At 46.6% G+C, this 18543-nt stretch carries 11 protein-coding genes; 8 read left to right on the top strand and 3 right to left on the bottom strand.

Going from position 1 to position 18543, the window contains the following annotated elements; genetic code table 11:
* Positions 1-88: 88 nt before the first annotated feature.
* Complete coding sequence (locus tag B147_RS0120040) at positions 89-292, bottom strand: hypothetical protein (RefSeq protein ID WP_020588992.1); 204 nt, start codon at positions 290-292, stop codon at positions 89-91.
* Positions 293-645: 353 nt separating this feature from the next.
* On the opposite strand from B147_RS0120040, the gene B147_RS0120035 reads away from it, so the two are divergent.
* From B147_RS0120035 to B147_RS0119995, 8 genes are all read left to right on the top strand, one after another.
* Positions 646-3291 carry a 1-acyl-sn-glycerol-3-phosphate acyltransferase gene (locus B147_RS0120035; protein ID WP_020588991.1) on the top strand — a complete coding sequence of 882 codons (2646 nt, stop codon included), beginning with the start codon at positions 646-648 and terminating at the stop codon, positions 3289-3291.
* 5 nt (positions 3292-3296) lie between these two features.
* Positions 3297-4988 carry a sugar phosphate nucleotidyltransferase gene (locus B147_RS0120030; protein ID WP_020588990.1) on the top strand — a complete coding sequence of 564 codons (1692 nt, stop codon included), beginning with the start codon at positions 3297-3299 and terminating at the stop codon, positions 4986-4988.
* Positions 4985-5821 (top strand): dihydrodipicolinate reductase, encoded by an 837-nt coding sequence (gene dapB / locus B147_RS0120025; RefSeq protein ID WP_020588989.1) that lies wholly within the window; start codon positions 4985-4987, stop codon positions 5819-5821. Before B147_RS0120030 ends, dapB begins: the two co-directional genes overlap by 4 nt.
* Before the next feature lie 2 nt (positions 5822-5823).
* A complete protein-coding gene (locus B147_RS33230) occupies positions 5824-6348 on the top strand; it encodes a DnaJ domain-containing protein (RefSeq protein ID WP_020588988.1) in 525 nt (174 codons plus the stop codon).
* Between the two features lie 36 nt (positions 6349-6384).
* Positions 6385-6678, top strand: coding sequence for a hypothetical protein (locus B147_RS0120015; RefSeq protein WP_020588987.1), 294 nt, complete (start codon positions 6385-6387; stop codon positions 6676-6678).
* 598 nt (positions 6679-7276) lie between these two features.
* Positions 7277-11317 (top strand): hybrid sensor histidine kinase/response regulator transcription factor, encoded by a 4041-nt coding sequence (locus tag B147_RS0120005; protein ID WP_157237968.1) that lies wholly within the window; start codon positions 7277-7279, stop codon positions 11315-11317.
* A gap of 31 nt (positions 11318-11348) precedes the next feature.
* Positions 11349-13127, top strand: coding sequence for a SulP family inorganic anion transporter (locus B147_RS0120000; protein ID WP_020588984.1), 1779 nt, complete (start codon positions 11349-11351; stop codon positions 13125-13127).
* A gap of 193 nt (positions 13128-13320) precedes the next feature.
* Positions 13321-14886 carry a PfaD family polyunsaturated fatty acid/polyketide biosynthesis protein gene (locus B147_RS0119995; RefSeq protein ID WP_020588983.1) on the top strand — a complete coding sequence of 522 codons (1566 nt, stop codon included), beginning with the start codon at positions 13321-13323 and terminating at the stop codon, positions 14884-14886.
* 41 nt (positions 14887-14927) lie between these two features.
* Here the strand turns inward: B147_RS0119995 and B147_RS0119990 are convergent, their stop codons facing one another.
* Together B147_RS0119990 and B147_RS0119985 are read right to left on the bottom strand one after the other, a co-directional pair.
* Positions 14928-15131: a hypothetical protein gene (locus B147_RS0119990; RefSeq protein WP_020588982.1), complete on the bottom strand. Its 204-nt coding sequence runs from the start codon at positions 15129-15131 to the stop codon at positions 14928-14930.
* Positions 15132-15379: 248 nt separating this feature from the next.
* Positions 15380-18118 carry a DUF4347 domain-containing protein gene (locus B147_RS0119985; RefSeq protein WP_020588981.1) on the bottom strand — a complete coding sequence of 913 codons (2739 nt, stop codon included), beginning with the start codon at positions 18116-18118 and terminating at the stop codon, positions 15380-15382.
* Positions 18119-18543 lie beyond the last annotated feature (425 nt).

The following is an 18543-nucleotide window of genomic DNA, read 5'->3' as shown; positions in this document are numbered from 1 at the left end:
TAAGAGCTGATAAATCCGGTAAAACGGAATCATCAGTCGCTTTTTCTACTGTCAGTTCTTTTTCGAGTTCGGCAAGTTGGATTTTGTCTTAATCGGCAGAAGCGTCAGCGCCTTCGTCATTTTTCCAAGAGTCTTTCAACTCGTCAAATCCAAGGTAGAGTGCGAAACCGCCGGCCAGCAGAAGAACAACAGGGATACATCCGGTAATAATCATCAAAAATTCCGTAAACCATACTGCCAGACCAACAACTCCGAGAAGAACTGCAATAGCTCCGCCAATTAACGTTTTCATAAGTTATCCTCCTTAAAATTCCCGTCTAAACATTTGATACGTAAATACGTAATCCATACCCAAAAAAATAATGTACTTGCTTATATGCTTGTTTCAATTCCAAATAGATGAAGAAAAGTATCACAGGCCTTTGATTTTATCAAGGCGTTTTTACCCATATCGAAAAGACCAAATAAACTCTTTAAATTCAAGCGATTATCATTAAAACAAACGATTATTTGAATCATTTCATATGAAAGTCAAAATAAAATTATCATATTGCCATGTAAACCAAGCTCTGGTATTGAATTAACCGAAAAAAGCGTTCCTGCCACGATTGACCCTTCAAGCTTCGAAGGAAAAAAGGACACCCTATGAGTTTGTTTGCACCGATAAATAACCTGGTCTCAGCCACCAGAAGAAAAATACGTAGATTATTAGCGTTTCTGCTCAACGACTCCTATGATTATTATTCAAATTTTTATCCAGGTACCCAAAGTTTTATTATCCAAAAAATACTGAACCATCTTGTTAATAAAATCAGCATAGATAAAAATAGCCTCAAAAGGATAAAAAATACGGCACCGGATTCAATTGTTGTTTTTACCTGCAAAAACAAACATATTTTTGATTTTTTATATTTTCATACCCTTTTAAAACCCATGAACGGGCCCTACCCTGAGCTGAGCTTTGATTTACGGTTTTCCTTTCTTTTGCCCGCAAAACAGATTGGAAGGATTATTCTTTCGCATCTATACTACTTTTTCCACCATTTCCATTTCAAGGATATCTATTCCAGCGGATATGCCCGGAAAATGCTTTTGGAAAACCGAGCAGGCTTCATAAGCCTTATAGAAGAGGATGAATTTTATAACAGATTTATCAGGTCAACACCGGATCCTTTATTTCATCTGATTGAATTGCAGAAACAAATTGAAAAGCCGGTTGTTATTGTGCCCGAAGATATTATCTATATCACCAAACCCATGCACAAAAATCCAAGCCTTGGGGATATCATATTCGGCACCCATGAAAAACCCGGCCGCCTCAAAAGAATTTTTACCATGCTGCGGCAACCGGATAAAATCCGGGTGGAAGTCGCACGGCCCGTGAATCTGAAAGAATTCTTGGCCCGGCCTGACATCCGGCGTCTTGATTCGGAATTCCAGACCCATCGGCTGAGAAGCCTGCTTGTGGATATCCTGAACCGCCAGAGAAAAAGCATCACAGGGCCCGTGCTTAAATCCCGTCAAGAGATCACCGAGGACATTCTGAACAGAAAGTCCCTAAGAGAATATCTGGCGGCCTACGCGGATAAAACCGGGATGCCTTTGCGAAAGGTAAACAAAAAGGCGGCGGGCTATATTGATGAAATTGCTTCCAATTACAGTTTAAGGGTAATCAAATTTTTAGACTGGCTTTTTACCTGGGTATTTAGAAACATATTTGAGGGGATTTCCGTATCCCAGGATGAAATCAACGTGATGCGGGAGACTTACACCAAAGCCCCTCTGATTCTGATTCCCTGCCATAAAAGCCACCTTGATTACCTGCTTTTACCCTATGTTATGTATAAAAATAATATGCCCTGCCCCCATATTGCGGCGGGCAAAAACCTTTCCTTCTGGCCCCTTGGCCCTCTATTCAGGGGCGCCGGTGCGTTTTTCCTGCGCCGGACGTTCAAGGGTGCGGAATTGTATGCCCGGATTTTTGCAGCATATATCGAAAAGCTGCTCTATGAAGGATTTAACATCAAGATTTATATTGAAGGGGGCAGAAGCCGGACAGGAAAAGTACTGCCACCCAAAATCGGCGGGCTGTCCATGATTATCCGGGCATTTTTAAGCGGTGCCTGTGAAGACCTCTATTTTGTGCCCATTTATGTGGGCTATGACAGGGTCCTGGAAGAGGACGCCTATCTTAAAGAGATTGAAGGCGGCAATAAAACGCCTGAAAACTTTAAAGGCCTGTTGAATACACGCAAATTTTTAAAACGCAAATACGGCAAAGTGTATATTAAATTTGACACGCCGATTTCCATGAACGGGTATATGGAAGAAAAAGGCGTTGATCTAAAAAAATTCACTGACCCGGAGTTCAGTCACTTTGTCAAAGGATTCGGATACAAGCTGATCAATCACATCAATGACAATACCGTTGCCACACCCCATGGTCTTATTGCCTCCGGCATCCTTAACTGCTCTGAAAGCACCTTTACAAAAAAGCAGATGTTTGCCCGGGTAAACACCTATATGAATCATCTGGTCTTTCACGAGGCGTATCTTTCCGACACATTGACGATAGACCCGGACAATGCCTTTGATTCGGTCGTTGAAAATTTTCTTTCCAGAAATTTCATTGAGCTTGCCGATGAGGACGAAGATGACATCACGGACACCACCATGCTCATTGTCAAGCACAACAAAAGGCCTGTCCTGGACTACTATAAAAATTCGGTCATCTGTTTTTTTGTGCCGGCTGCCTATACGGCTGCAGCCATTATAGAAATTGACCGGTTCAAGTTTGAAATGCAGGATCTTGTATTCAGGTATAAATTTTTACAAAAACTGTTCACGGATGAATTTTCATTTGATGAGCAAATTTCAGTACAAAATCAGATCTCAAAGGCCCTAAAAGGATTTATCAGCGAAGGGATACTTGTACCTGATCCTGAATATGCCGATACCTTTAACCTGACATCGGAAGGATTGAGAAAACTTAAATGGTTTGCAGCGTTCCTTATTCCTTTTTTTGAATCTTATATGACCTGCCTTGTTTTCCTGGAAAAAGAAAAAACTGATAAATATGATGTTAAGGAGCGTGCAAAAAAACTGCTCTCCTTTGGCACCAAACTATACAAACGCAACCAGGTGGTCCGAAAAGAATCTTTGTCCCTGATCAACTACCGCAACGCCGTGAACTATTTTGCCAAAAATCATATCAACGGTTCCGGGGATCAGGTCCGCATAGACGAGTATAAGGAGATCCTTGATCTGCTTTCCAGACGGATCTCAAGCTGACCATCATGAAAGCCCTGATACTTGCAGCAGGGTTTGGCAAAAGGCTGCTGCCCTATACACAGCATCTGCCCAAGCCCCTTTTTACCATCAACGGCCGGCCGGTTCTCGATTATGCTGTTAACAACCTTTTAGATGCCGGCTGCACAAAAATTTTTATCAATGCGCACCATCTGGCAGAGGCCATTGCAGGTTTTGTTGACAATCACCGGTCAAAAAAACTTTTGGAAGTGGTTTTTGAGCCTGTAATTCTCGATACCGGCGGGGCCATTGCCAACCTTGGCAGTCAGTTGGCAGATGATGATTTTTTTGTGGTGAATTCAGATGTAGTCTGTGATTTTGATTTGTCATACCTCATGGACTGCCACAAGGCATCCAATGCCCTTGCCACCCTGCTGGTCCATGACTGCTGCCGGTTCAATACCATTTGTGTGGACCAAACAACACCAGAGCTTGGCATCGTCAGACATTTTTCCCAGCCCCCGGAATCCGGGCTTGCGTTCACGGGAATCCAGGCAATATCCCCGGATATTTTTGAATACATGCCATCTGAAAAAATATTTTCAAGTATTGATGTGTATAAAAACTTATGCGAACAGGAAAAAATTTCTGCAGTTCAAGCAAAACAATTTTATTGGCGGGATATGGGAACGCCCCAGGATTACCAACACACATCCAGAGAATGCCTGGCCGCTCAAATTTTTGGTTTAGCCTCCTCTTGTATTCATGATATCGACATCCAGGCCATCGCCGGAGACGGGTCGGACCGTCTCTGGTTCCGTGCCCGGCATCGGGGGAAAAGCCTGATCCTCTCGGATCACGGCATCTGTTTGGATGCGCCCCCAAACAACAACGGCACAGCCCAGTTGAATGCATTTATAAAAATCGGGAAGCATTTGGCAGACAAGGGGATTTCCGTCCCCCAAATTATGGGGTATGATGCAATCTCAGGCCAGGTGGCTGTGGCAGATCTTGGCCGCACCCACCTGGCCGACCATATCCGGGGAATGGACGAACCACAGATTATTAAATGGTATCAACTTGTCATTGACCGCCTGATTGATTTTTCTTTCAAAGGGATTGAAGATTTTGATGCGGCCTGGACCTGCCAGACCCCGTCCTACTCAAAACAGATGATCCTGGATCTGGAATGCAGATATTTTATGCGGGCTTTTGTAAATGAATACCTTGGCCGAAAAGAACCGTTTGAATATTTTGCCCGGCAATTTTCCCATCTTGCCGATAATACACTGATTTATGCAATGAACGGACTCATGCACAGGGACTGCCAGTCGAAAAATATCATGATCCATGACGGCCATCCCTGGTTCATTGATTTTCAATCTGCTCGACCAGGTCCGATTCAGTATGATCTGGCTTCCCTTTTGATTGACCCCTATGTTACACTGTCCCGGGCTGTCCGGAATCAACTTATAAACTATACTTTGGAAAAAATCGGTCTTAAGGTATCCTTTGACATGGATTCTTTTATGCACTCTTTCAGATACTGCTGTATTTCACGCAACCTTCAGATGCTGGGTGCGTTTGGTTTTTTAACCCGAATTAAAAACAAAACCCAATTTGAACAATATATTCCGGCAGCCCTGAATGGGCTTGAATGTCGGCTCAAAAACCTAAATGAACCCGAACTAGCGGGTCTGACCACTTTTGTCCAAAGCCTTCAAGGAGATTTAAAATGAATTGCATCCCCATCATGATCAGCGGACTGCCCGGCAACGTGGCCCGTATAATGGCCTCGTCCGCATTACAGGATGAGCGGTTTACCCTTGTACCGTTCTCCCTGACCGGCGAGGAAATTACCCAGGGCGAAGTCTCGGTGGATCAGACAGACGTGACCCTATTAAGACCCAGCGAAAGGGAAAATAAAATCAATGGGATTCTTGAAGCCTATCCCGGCTGCATCTGTATTGATTATACCCACCCAACCGCTGTAAATGACAATGCAAAATTCTATGTTGCCCATAAGATCCCCTTTGTTATGGGCACCACAGGCGGCGACCGGCAGGATCTTGAACTTACGGTGAAAAACGGTTCTATTCCGGCAGTCATAGCCCCGAACATGGCCAAACAGATTGTCGGGCTCCAGGCCATGCTTGAATACGGGGCAAACACCTTCCCGGGACTGTTCAAAGGATTCTCCCTCAAGGTTACAGAGAGCCATCAGCAGGGAAAAGCGGACACATCAGGCACGGCCAAGGCTCTGGTCGCCTGTTTCAATCAACTGGGAACAAACTTTGAGATTTCCAACATTGAAAAAATAAGAGACCCAAAAATCCAGAAAGAGAATTTAGGCATTCCAGAGGAATTTATAGGCGGGCACGGGTGGCATACATATACACTGGAAGCCCCGGACGGGTCTGCACTGTTTGAACTGAAACACAACATAAACGGACGGCAGATTTATGCTTCCGGTACCTTTGATGCGGTTGTTTTTCTAAAGACCAAGATTGATGCAAACGACGTTGAGCAGAAACTGTTCACCATGATTGATGTCCTGACCGCCGGGAAATGACAATGTCCACTCCGGTTAAATTTGTACTGGTTCTTCTGGGTCTGGCCTATCTTATTTCACCTGCGGATCTCATTCCCGAAATGTATCTGCCCTGGATAGGCTGGATAGATGACAGTCTGGTTATGGTGTGCCTGTATCATCTGATCCGATATGGCCGGCTGCCTTCCTTTTTGTTTAAAAAGGGAAGTAAACAATCGTCCGGAAAAAACGCAAAAGGTCCGGAAGCTACCGGAACATTTAAACAAGGCGCACAAAACCAATCGTCATACAGGTCCAACACAGCCGGTCAATCAACAAAAGGGGAGAAATCAGCCAAATCAGGTACCCTTAAATCCCCATATGAAATTCTTGGTGTGGGCGAATCTGCATCCTGGTCTGAGATTCAAAGTGCATATAAAAACAAGGCCAAGCAATACCACCCGGATAAACTGTCCCACCTGGGTGAAGAGTTTTCACACCTTGCCAATGAAAAGTTTTTAGAAATTCAGCAGGCGTATGCAAAGCTTAAAAACATTTACAACAGGTAAAAAATAATTGAGTAGAACAAATTATAGGAAATTCAATTGACCGGCATCAGCGAAATTCTTGTACTCATCCTTTTGATATTGTGTATTCTGATTGTACCCAGAATGATCACCCCCAAACCTTCAGGCAAGAAAAAAAAAACAAGGCCGTCTGCCAGAGGATTCACAATGAAAATGAGAATCGCCATTGTATTGTCCGCAGCCGTCCTCATCATCAGTGCCTTGTGGGCAAAACCCTGGCAGGGGCAAATTTTAATGTTTATCGCGTCAGGGGTTCTGCCCGTGGCCTTAGGGTGGTCCCTTGTCTGGATATTTTCCGCACGAAAAAAATAATTACCCGTCAAAGTCATTAATTTACAAACGTCTTTGAATATATACGGTCAATTTCGCCTTTTATTTTTATTAATACCATAAATAACTTCAATACTTTTCCGGCACCTGTCACAAAGCCCGTGACTGATCATGACCCCATTCTGAGACAGGGCCAGGCTGCTATTGGTTATGGAACACTCTTCTTCAGAAATCAGGCGGTTGCACCAGGCACACACAGTACGAAATTTGATTTTGTTATCCGCCATCGCTATTCACTTCAAAAAATTGATTCAAGGAAGTACTAAAAATTAGCCTGCCCTGCCCTTTATTATTTCATGGAGAGATTAAAGATAATTTTGAATGCGGAAAGACCATAGCTTAAACTATAAAAATTCAACATATAACAAGATGTCAAATTTTATCGGTTTCATGCCATTAAGCGTTTAAACTTTACAATATCGGCAACTTATGTCATAATATTTTTTTAAAAAATAACATCTTTTTGTTCTATAATTGGCGTATTCTTCAGCGCTTTGGCGGAAAAGAAAGGAAATCTGTTCTGATCTATCGTCTAATTATCATTTTCATTTTTTTCATTGCATCTCACGTTCGGGCAGTATTGCCGCCGGTTGAATTCAATTGCATTTCTTCATCAAACGGGTTACCGCAAAATTCAGGCAGGGTATTATTACAGGACCGCAAAGGTTTTATCTGGATCGGCACGGAAGACGGACTGGTTCGCTTTGACGGAGAATCAATTCTGTCATTCCGAAAAGATTATGACAATCTATACAGCCTTTCCGATAACTACATCGGTTCCCTGGAAGAGGATGACCACGGCAGGATCTGGGCCGGCACATTAGGCGGAGGACTCAATGTAATAAACAAAAAGCGGAAAACTGTTATCAGGATTCAACAGCTTGCCTCCTGTGACATACGAGCACTTGCATATTGCAAAAATTCAAAAAGACTTCTAATCGGTACAGGCGAGGGACTGTACGGCATTGATATGGATGCGCCACAACTCAATCAATCCTTTGATACATTAAGATCCCCTTTGAATCTTCGAGTGCAACGTCTTCCTGTTCTTTTATCCAATGGAGAGCCATTTAAAGGAATAATCACCGGGATTGCTATAGACGAAAAAAATATATGGTTGAGCACACGAAATAAAGGGATTTTCTGTTTTGAAACCGCAAATAATCGAACATTGAGCTTTTCAAAGGGCCAGCAAGGTCTTGAAGATACAAACTTTCAAACAATATTTCGAGACAGAGATGGTGATATATGGATAGGCAGTGAAAACAGAGGTCTTGTAAAAGTGATAAAAAAAGATGCCGCCATCCGATTCAAGCATTTCCATAAAAGCAACAGTTATATGCCTGCAAATGATATTATGGCGCTTACCGATGCAGATGACGGCAAACTATGGGTGGGAACATGGGATGGCGGCCTTGCATTATTTGACAAAAAAACAGGCATAGCCGATTATTATCTATCAGGGCAAAACGATCCCTTCACCCTGCCCAGTAATATTATCCTTGATATCATTCAGGCCGCAAACGGACAAATCTGGCTGGGGACATTTGACAAGGGTGTCAGCTGGTTCAACCCGGATTCTGTTTTCCACGCCTACCGCAAAAATTCACTGGCGTCCCAAGGCCTGGCCGGCAACATTGTATGGTCCTTTGCTGCCCAGGGTAATAAAATGCTATGGATCGGCACAGACAAGGGACTGTCCAGACTTGATCTTACCTTGAATCTGTATAATACGCCTGACGATCTGTGTCCAAAAAATCTGTGGGCACAGATACGAAAGGATGATATCAGGGCATTATTTTTAGATGGAAAGCACTTGTGGATTGCAGGAAGAAAACAAGGTGTGTCAAGGCTTTCCTTGGATGATAACAGCATTACGCCGCTCACCCAAATTGCAGCACCGGATCAAGTGCTGACCAATTCGTACATCCGTTTGATATACAAGGACAGTCATAATGCACTTTGGCTGGGAGCAAGTAAAGGGCTGAACCGATTCGATCTGACGACAGGTACAATTCGCCGTTACGTCACAGATGAAAACCGGCTATCACTTCCCCATTACAGAATACGAGCTTTGTTTGAAGATAAAAGCGGTCAAATGTGGGTTGGAACAAATTCCGGAATTTTATTGCTTGACCCTGAAGGGAATCCCTTAACAACGTTTGAACATGGTAAAAAAGACGACAACGGCCTTGTTTTGGCAGGCAATGGTGTTCGCGGGATTGGAGAGGATAATTGCGGCAGGCTCTGGTTTGCCACTGAAGGCGGTGTGTCCATATATGACCCCGCAAAAAAGAAAACCGTCATTTTAAGAGAAAAAAACGGCCTGCCAAGTGATGCGACCTATTGTGCACTCCTAAATTCCGGCTATATGTGGGTGTCAACACTCAATGGCCTTGCTCGAATAGACACGGACACGTTCCAAATAGAGACATATACAACAAATGACGGATTACCTGACAATGAGTTTAATTTTAATGCCTGGCATAAATTGCCGGACAATCGACTTGCCTTGGGAACACTGTCCGGATTCACACTCTTTCGGCCGGAAATGGTACCTGGCCCTGAAAAAATTAAGAGATCTCCACCCTTTTATGTGCAACCATATACATATAAACACGCAGTACGGTACCCAATTGAATTAAAAAAACAAAACCGTATTCATCTCAATTGGGATAACAATAAAATTTCCTTTGCTTTTTGTGCGCTTAATTATCATAGGCCAAGCTTGCTATCATATGAATTTAAATTAACCGGGGAAAGTGATACGTGGACAAAAATGGATAATTCCCGTTTCATCACATTCAACGGTCTTTCAGCAGGCGACTACAGCTTTTCAATCCGGGTCAAAGATCATCATGGCACATGGCATATTGAAACCAAACCGATAAATTTTACGATTTCCCAAGTCCCCTGGAAAACGATTCCGGCATATTTCGGGTATCTGTTTTTAGTTTGCGCTATTTTGATGTCTATTTCTCACCTGTGCAACCAAAGAGTACGTAAACGTTCTTTCTACCTTGAGAAACTGATAGAAGATCGTACCGCAGAGTTAAAAACAACAAACGAAGAATTAAAAACACAGCATTTAAAGCTTGATCAAATCTTAAAATCACGGGAAAAATTATTTACAGCCATCACCCATGAACTCAGGACCCCGCTGGCAGTCATAATCTCTTCTGTCGAAACATTAATGGATAAAAATAATAATCAAAATGATCCCCTTCGAATGATTCATAACAGGGCGGGTAAAATGGGGGAAATGATAAATAATATTTTGAATTTAACAAACACAAGCAGCAGGACAAACATCAGCAAACAGCCATTCACCATAAAACCGGCCCTGGAAGAAGCCGTCACGCCCTTCAGACAGCAGTGTCTGCATCAAAAAAGAACGCTGAAAGAGTTCATAGAATTAAACAAAGAATGTCTCTCGATGAATCGAAACACATTTATAATGATAATTTCCAATCTTCTATCAAATGCATGCAAATTTACGGAACAGGGAGGAACCATTCTCATCAATTGTTCATGCAATGAAAAAAATTTAATCCTTTACGTTGAAGATGACGGCATTGGCATCACAAAGGACGAAGAAGCGCACATTTATGATTGGTTTGAAAGAACAAAAGCGGGTTCCAAAACCGATGGGTGGGGTATCGGTTTGGCGTTTGTCAAAGATGAAATTGAGGCGGCACAAGGCTCAATAAAATTAATTCACAACGACACCCCGGGTTCTAAATTTATGGCGACCTTCCCCTTGCAGTCAATTGAGGGAAACCGGCTTATTCCTGATGAAAAGAATTTAGAAAATAACCGGGAAGACAAAAATTTTAATATGTTAACATCCGACAAAAACTATACCATTTTGATCATTGAAGATGATATTGATCTGTGCGCTCATTTAGCGACCCTTTTCCCAACCCATTGGAAAAAATTAACCGCCACCGATGGGGAGAGCGGAATGTCAATCGCACTGAAAGCGCAACCTGATATCGTTATCACGGACCTTATGCTGCCCGGTAAATCCGGTTTTGAGGTGACCAGACAATTGAAGGAGACCCCCCAAACATTCCATATTCCGATTATTATTTTAACTGCCCTGGAAAGTGAAGAAAACCGTCTAACGGGTTTGGGATTATCTGCGGATTCATTTATAGGGAAACCTTTCAGCAACAAGGAACTTTTGCTTCGGGTGACCGGCTTATTATCAAATAGAGAAAAAATGTTGAATCACGCAAAGCACATAATTCTGCAAAACCCGGAAACGTCAAAGAACGCGGACAAACAGTCATCAGGACATTTAGAAAGTGCTTTTTTTGCAAAACTGAATAAAAAACTCGGCGGCGATCAGGCTGTCGCATTAATGACCTTGGATGAAGCCGCCTGCAAAATGGCTATGTCAAAACGGTCTTTGCAAAGAGAAATGGAACGTGCCGGAATTAGTTGGCGAGAGTATAAACGTTTTCGAAGAATAAGATATGCCATGAATCTTCTTGTAGACAAAAGCAGGCAAATAGGAGAAGTTGCCGAATTAACGGGGTATGCCTCAACGGCTCATTTTTCAAAAATATTTAAAGATGTCACCGGTCAACCGCCATCGGAATGGCGGGACAATTAATAAAACTTAACAAGCCTATAAGTAGCTACGTATGAACACTGTCTTTAGAAAAGCCGCACCTGTCCGTCCGATACCTGCCGGGATTCAACTTTTCCCTTTTTTGGCATGGCTGGGCCGGCTTAATCGGGCGTCCCTGCGCGCAGACGTGCTGGCAGGACTCACCGGCGCTTTTATCGTATTACCCCAGGGGGTCTCCTTTGCCATGATTGCCGGGCTCCCGGCCCAGTATGGTCTTTATGCCGCCATTGTTCCGCCGGTGGTTGCGGCCCTGTTCGGCTCCTCCAGACATCTGGTTTCCGGTCCTACCACGGCGATTTCCATTATCGTTTTTTCCACCTTGAGCCCCCTGGCCGAACCTGGTTCCGCCGATTACATCCGCCTGGCGTTGACCCTGACCTTTATGGCCGGCCTTTTTCAGCTCGGGTTTGGTCTGGTCCGCCTGGGCACCCTGATTAATTTTGTCTCCCATTCGGTCATTGTGGGGTTCTCAGCCGGGGCCGCATTGCTCATCGCCACTTCCCAACTCAAACATGCCCTGGGGCTGCCGGTACCCGGCGGATCTTCTTTTTTAACCACCTGGGCGTTTCTGCTCAAATCACATGGTCAGATCAATTATTATGAATTGTGGATTTCACTGGTTGCCCTTGGCTGCGCCATTGTCATCAAGGCCTGGAAACCCCGGTGGCCTGGACTGCTCTTTGCACTGGTTGCAGGCTCCCTGCTGAGTCTCGCCATAAACGGCCAGGCCCATGGCGTCAGATTCTTAGGCGAACTGGACGGTAAACTGCCTCCGATATCAGCGCCGGATTTCACCCTGGATACCTTGAGGCTCATGGCACCCGGCGCCCTGGCCGTGGCCTTTTTGGGACTGATTGAGGCATTGTCCATTGCAAGATCCATTGCCGTCCAATCAGGCCAACACATCAACGGCAGCCAGGAATTTATCGGCCAGGGACTGTCAAACATCGCAGGCAGCTTTTTTTCGGGATATGCAAGCTCCGGTTCCTTTACCCGGTCCGGGGTGAATTATGATGCCGGGGCCGCCTCCCCGCTGGCCTCCATTTTTTCTGCCCTGTTTCTGGCCATTATTGTTTTGCTGGTGGCACCTTTGACAGCCTTCTTGCCTTTATCAGCCATGGGTGGTGTGATTTTTTTTGTGGCCTTCAAACTCATTGATGTGCATCATATCAAAGAGATCCTTAAAAGCAGCCGGCCGGACACCATGGTGCTTTTGGCCACCTTTGCCGGCACCCTGTTCTTTGCCATTGAGTTTGCCATCTATACCGGTATCCTTCTCTCCATGGCCATCTACCTGACACGAACTTCCCATCCCCACGTCACCCCGCTGATGCCCGATCCCCTGGACGACCGCAGAACCTTGATTAATGCCCGGGAGAGCAGCAGTCCCCCCTGTCCCCAGCTGACAATGGTCCGTATCCATGGCTCACTTTTTTTCGGGGCTGCCAACCATGTGGCCCAGGCGCTGGAAAAGATAGATGAACAAAATCCCAAACACCTGCTTATTGTGGGGTACGCCATTAATTTCATTGATGTCTCCGGAGCCATGGTATTGGTCCAGGAGGCCCAGCGCAGGCAAAAATTAGGAAAACGCCTCTATCTTTGCCGGCTCAACCGGGATGTGCAACATTTTTTAATCCACGGTGAATTTATGGATAAAATCGGAAAGTCCCATCTTTTTCACCAGGAAAACAAGGCCATCCGTGTCATCTACAACAGCCTGGACCAAACGATATGCCACACCTGTCAAACCCGCATTTTCCGCGAATGCCCGACATATCCAACAATCTGAGGGAATAGGATCCTTAAAGTTAAAGAATCCGACATCATCAACACACATATCTTGATTACGGACATCGGGTATGATATTAGACTCCAGCCGTAAAAAGTGTACCCCATCGCTACAGACGTCGTAATGTTGGGGAGTGGTAGCAATAAGATACGATAACATCTTGCACAGTATCCGCCAGGGACAATACAACACTATGACATCGGAACTTGATTTAGTTAGGGCTATCCATGATATCAGCCGTCCGCAACTGTTTATAAAAAGCTTTGACGGGATACATATCAGCCGTCCATCACAAAGTAATATGGCGTCGCTGTCGGACCAAACCTATGTGCCGGCCGTATGCCCGGAAAACCTTGGGGATCCGGAATTTAAGCGGCGCCATGGATTAAAATATGCGTATGTAGCCGGTGCCATGGCCAACGGCATCGCCTCCACGGCACTTGTGAAAACCATGGGCGAAAACGGAATGATCGGTTTTTTTGGTGCCGGCGGATTGAGCCTTACACAAATTGAAGCAGCCATCCTTGAACTTAAAAATAGCCTTGGGGACAAACCCTTTGGATTCAATCTGATCCACAGCCTGGCAGACCCGGGCCATGAAATGGCAACGGTACAACTCTATCTTGACCATGGGGTAACCCGGATATCTGCGGCGGCGTTCCTGCGGATCACCCTGCCTTTAGTCTATTATCGTGTCAAAGGCATCCATAAAAATGACCAGGGTACCGTTGTCACCCCCAACCGCGTTGTTGCAAAAGTGTCCCGCATTGAAGTAGCCCGGCAGTTTTTCGCACCACCGCCGGAAAAACTGCTTGACCAATTGGTTGAACGGCAGTTGATCACGGCCGACGAAGCAACGCTTGCCGTGCATATTCCCATGGCCGAAGACCTTACCGCCGAGGCCGATTCCGGTGGACACACGGATAACCGCCCTGCGCTGACCCTTTTACCCACGTTCATTGCCCTGAAAAACGAAGCCATGGCAACATATAATTTTGAAAGCCCGCTTTGTGTGGGGCTTGGCGGCGGCATTGCCACGCCGGAATCCGCATCCGCCGCTTTCAGCATGGGTGCTGCATATATTCTGACCGGCTCCATTAACCAGGCATGCGTGGAGGCCGGCATCTGCGAGGATGTAAAAAAACTGCTCAGCCAGGCCGAACAGGCGGACGTTGCCATGGCGCCTTCCGCAGACATGTTTGAAATCGGTGCGCGGGTTCAGGTGCTTAAACGCGGCACTTTATTTCCTGTACGGGCGGAAAAACTGTATCAGTTTTATAAAAATTACGCCCGTTTTGAAGACCTTCCCCCGGCTGCCCAAAAAGAGATTGAAGACAAGTTTTTATTAACTTCGTTTGATGCCGCATGGCAGTCCACCCGGGATTTTTTCCTGTCGCGGGGAATGCCGCAGGAGGTGGATCGCGCGGAACAGGACCCGGCCTACAAAATGGCCCTGGTTTTCAGATCCTATCTTGGGCAATCTTCCCGGTGGGCAATCCAGGGGGATGCTCAGCGTAAAATGGACTACCAGGTCTGGTGCGGCCCGGCCATGGGCGCATTCAACCAATGGGCCAAAGGCAGCTTTCTTGAACCCCACACCAACCGGTTTGCAGCAGAGATCGCCATGAATCTGCTTACCGGTGCCTGTGTTGTCACCCGGACCGCATTTGCAAGGGTCCAGGGATTTGAACTGCCCGCCGGTGCAGGCCTTTTTTCTCCCATGCCGCTGGATGAAATTTTAAAACTGATTTCGTCATAACAGCGCAATACTAAGCCGTATGGTGGGTGTGTTGAATATTGTCATTGCTCACGGTCGAAAAGACGCTCCGCCGACTGTCCGGCGCTTTCCGCCGGCTCCATCGGCTGCTTTTTCTCTTTCTTTCTCCCCGAAAGGATGATGACCGGGTCAAAGTCACGCCAGATCGGCAGGGTTGACACCATTCCGGCAATCAGAGCGCCGGCCCGCAGCAGATAGCTGACAATGCCGACGGTAAACGTTGTCATCAATACGGTGATAATTTTTATTCTTGCTGACCTTGCCTCTTGTTACGACCTGAAGGCGTCATCAATTTCCATACCATCATTATTGGTTGATTCGCTGCCCGCTGGTGGCATTCCGACGGTTTTGGTATCGAATCGCAAAAAGTTAAAGTTTTCCGTATCGATCCGTTTGTATAAGTCGTTTTCGTAATACGTGAAGAACCGATCGTCCTCGCGGGGTTCGACCTCTGTGCCTGCATTGCCGTCATCGGTCAGAAAAAAAATTTCGGCTGGTTTCCATTGTCCGCTTCTTGCGTCAGTACCGATGGCGATTCCTCTGTTGAAGCATCTCCAAACGTCAAATAATAGTCAGGTACGGAAGTCAAATCGTCTTCGCCTTGGAAATCCTCCATCGGTACGCTGCCATCCGGACCTTCCTCCAACAGGTTGTTTCTGTTATCGGTTTCAGGATCTTCAATTAACGTTCCCGAACCTGGATTGTTCACCTGGATGGGTGTATCGTCATCCACTGCCGTAATCGTGATGCTGAAATTACCTGTAGCGGCGGCTGTTCCATCTTCACCGCCATCCGCTAAGGAGAATGCAAAGCTGTCGGAGGTTGTGTTGCCGTCATGGTCATAGGTCACCAATCCGGCATCGATATCGGCCTGCGTGAAGGCATCATTGTTGACGAGCGCGGTGCCGTTCAGGCTCAGAGTGCCATTGGTTACGATCGAGGTAACGGTATAGGTCAATCCCGCCCCGCTGTCATCCGGATCACCTTCGTTCAGCATGGCAGTGGTGATAACGTTTCCGGTAGAACTTTCTATAACGGTTGCGCCGGTGTTGGCAGCAATGGCAGGGGCGTCGTTGACTGCAGTGACATCAATGGTCATGGTGTAGGAGGCCGTTGAGTCATCCGTACCGTCATTGACCGAAAAGCCGAAACTGTCGTAGCCTGCTCCGTTGGCATCGGCGACCGGTACAAACTTCAGCTTGCCCGCATCGATATCGGCTTTGGAAATCACTTGGTCAAGGGTTACTTCCGTGCCACTTAATTGCAGGGCAGCTACTGTCTCCAGCGTGGTAATCTTCACAGTGGCCAAGCTGTCTCCGTTTATGTCACTGAAGTTAAAATCCGACCCACTGAACGTGTATACGGTATCCTCGTTGGTTGTCACCATATTGTTCGCTGCGGTAGGAGCATCGTTCGCTGCCGTAACCGTAACGCTGAAGGTCTGACCGGTCAAACTGTTACCGGTAGGATCCGCCACTGAATAGGCAAAGCTATCGCTGGTTGTGTTCGTACCATCGTGTGTATAAACGACATTGCCGTCGATGATATCCTGTTGGGTGAAACTGTCGTTTGTGCTTGAAGCCCAGGCACTGCCGTTGATTGTCAGGATTCCGTTGCTGACATTACTTACCGTGTAGATCAAGGAAATATCAGCGGTATCTGCATCGGCCGATTGCAGGTCACTTAAGGTCAGAGCTCTGTTCGTAGCCCCTTCGGCTACGGTCATGCTTTGATTCACCACCGTCGGCGCATCATCGTCCACGTCATTCACCACAATGGTCATTGACTCACTGTGGCTGTTACTGCTCGAGTCGGTGACCTGGATGGTGATATTGTGGGAGGTTGCCGTTTCATAATCCAGCATTGATCCGTTTGCGACAGTAATTTCGCCGGTGGAAATGTCGATCGCGAAAGGGCTGTCGGCAGGGTCCGTCAAGGTAAATTCGACACCACTTAACGGAGTGGAACCAATCGGCACCACAAACCCGACGCTGGTGCCGTTGGCACTGTTTTCATCGATATTCAGGTCCCCGACCGGTGTGCTGGTTACAAAACCGTCACCACTGGCGTGACCGATACTCAGGTTGTTACCACTGACAATGTCGACGACCTCATTCAAACCGTTAAATCCGTCCATTTGCCAGTTGGCAATCAGGCCAGACGGCAAGCTATCGCTGTCGATCTTTTGTTGATAGTACGATTCAATCTCAGCGGCGCTGCGCACATCATTCCAGATGCGGACGTCATACAAGGTGCCGGTAAAACCCTGCCAGGTTTCGAACCCACCCAGCAGTGTATCCTGTTCCTGACCAAACAGCAGTTCACCGGTTCCCACGCCCCCCCGGATAGTCTGTCCGGTCGCCAGGCCCGTGCCGGAATCCGTGAGTACGCCATCCGCGTATATCGCCCAGGCACCGTTGGTCTTATTCCAACTAAAGCCCAGGTGGTGAATAGTACCATCCATCAGGGTGTTATAATTTTGAGCAACATCGGAGACGACGACGTCGGTCTCCACATCGCCAACCGTGGTTTCCAAATCCCAGTCACCTCCCAGGGATGCATGGCCGGTAAGGTCGCCCGAAGCGGCAATGTCGGCCCCGGTAAGCGTACTGATGGCGTTCAACAAGCTCTGCCCCTCGCTGCCGGCAATCAGGTTGCAGCCGTAAAAGAGAAGATCCCCTGTGTCGGTCAGGGCATCACCCCAGCCGGAAACGGCATCGCTGTTCTGGTGCAGGGTGGTTCCGTCGAGCCAGGTGCTGCCCAGCTGGATCTTCCCGTCAGCCCCATAGCCGATAAAATGCACTGCCGCCAGGTCGGAGTACTCAGCCAGGATATCGCTGATCTGTCCGATGCCATCCAGATCGGTTTCTATGACCCGTACCTCGATGATCCGATCGGTTTCATCCCCGAGTAAATCGACAATCAATTGCTCATAGTCAGTTACATTATCATTGACAACAACAAGCTCCATGCGGCTTTCTGCTGCTGTTAACTCCGCGGCCTCAGGCTCGGCGACACGTTCATCCTTGACCTCAGCGGTGACATCTTCAGCCCACACCTGTTTTTCAACGACAGGGACGGGACTATCCAACCCAGGGACAGCCTCCGCGGAGAACAATACCCGCTGCTCCAGCTCTTCGAAATGAAGTATATCTTGATGTTTCTTAGCCCGGCCGCGGCCGCCGGTAAACCGTTTTTTTAGATTGCCAAACATGCTGATCCTCTTGGAACGGTGGTACTGACCCCAAATAGAATATAAGTTGATCTCACCCTTATAAGGTTACCATCTTCGCGGCTTTTTTCACGGCTGACAGATAGAAAGTTGCTTTTTGCCAAGCAAGATATAACAAAAGCTGAACAGATGCGCAAGAGTCTGAAATATTTGGCAGTGCTGACGCATAAATAATAAAAGGTCGGCCGAAGTTGTTCCGCCCACTCCTTTTTGGGAAAATTCCGCCTTTCCTTCTTTCAGAAGGCATCGGAAAGGTAGTTCTTCCTACACAAACCATGGCCTGTACCGAAGATTTTCATTCCGTCCGGGCATAGTTCTCCCCCATTCCAGGCTTGAAACTGTTTCGATTACCTGTCCGTGGTTGCCGTCTCACACTAATCGGAGTTGAAAGGGGGCGGACAGACGCT

This window comes from Desulfobacter curvatus DSM 3379, from assembly GCF_000373985.1.
Lineage (GTDB): Bacteria > Desulfobacterota > Desulfobacteria > Desulfobacterales > Desulfobacteraceae > Desulfobacter > Desulfobacter curvatus.
Note: the sequence above shows the minus strand (reverse complement) of the source record. Positions and strands in the feature narration are given on the sequence as shown.

What these genes read in the sequence shown, in the direction of transcription:
- B147_RS0120035 (WP_020588991.1), top strand. Translation starts at nt 646, where the DNA reads ATGAGTTTGTTTGCACCGATAAATAACCTGGTCTCAGCCACCAGAAGA.
- B147_RS0120030 (WP_020588990.1), top strand. Translation starts at nt 3,297, where the DNA reads ATGAAAGCCCTGATACTTGCAGCAGGGTTTGGCAAAAGGCTGCTGCCC.
- dapB (WP_020588989.1), top strand. Translation starts at nt 4,985, where the DNA reads ATGAATTGCATCCCCATCATGATCAGCGGACTGCCCGGCAACGTGGCC.
- B147_RS0119990 (WP_020588982.1), bottom strand. Translation starts at nt 15,131, where the DNA reads ATGACAACGTTTACCGTCGGCATTGTCAGCTATCTGCTGCGGGCCGGC.
- B147_RS0120040 (WP_020588992.1), bottom strand. Translation starts at nt 292, where the DNA reads ATGAAAACGTTAATTGGCGGAGCTATTGCAGTTCTTCTCGGAGTTGTT.
- B147_RS0119995 (WP_020588983.1), top strand. Translation starts at nt 13,321, where the DNA reads ATGACATCGGAACTTGATTTAGTTAGGGCTATCCATGATATCAGCCGT.
- B147_RS0119985 (WP_020588981.1), bottom strand. Translation starts at nt 18,118, where the DNA reads ATGTTTGGCAATCTAAAAAAACGGTTTACCGGCGGCCGCGGCCGGGCT.
- B147_RS0120000 (WP_020588984.1), top strand. Translation starts at nt 11,349, where the DNA reads ATGAACACTGTCTTTAGAAAAGCCGCACCTGTCCGTCCGATACCTGCC.
- B147_RS33230 (WP_020588988.1), top strand. Translation starts at nt 5,824, where the DNA reads ATGTCCACTCCGGTTAAATTTGTACTGGTTCTTCTGGGTCTGGCCTAT.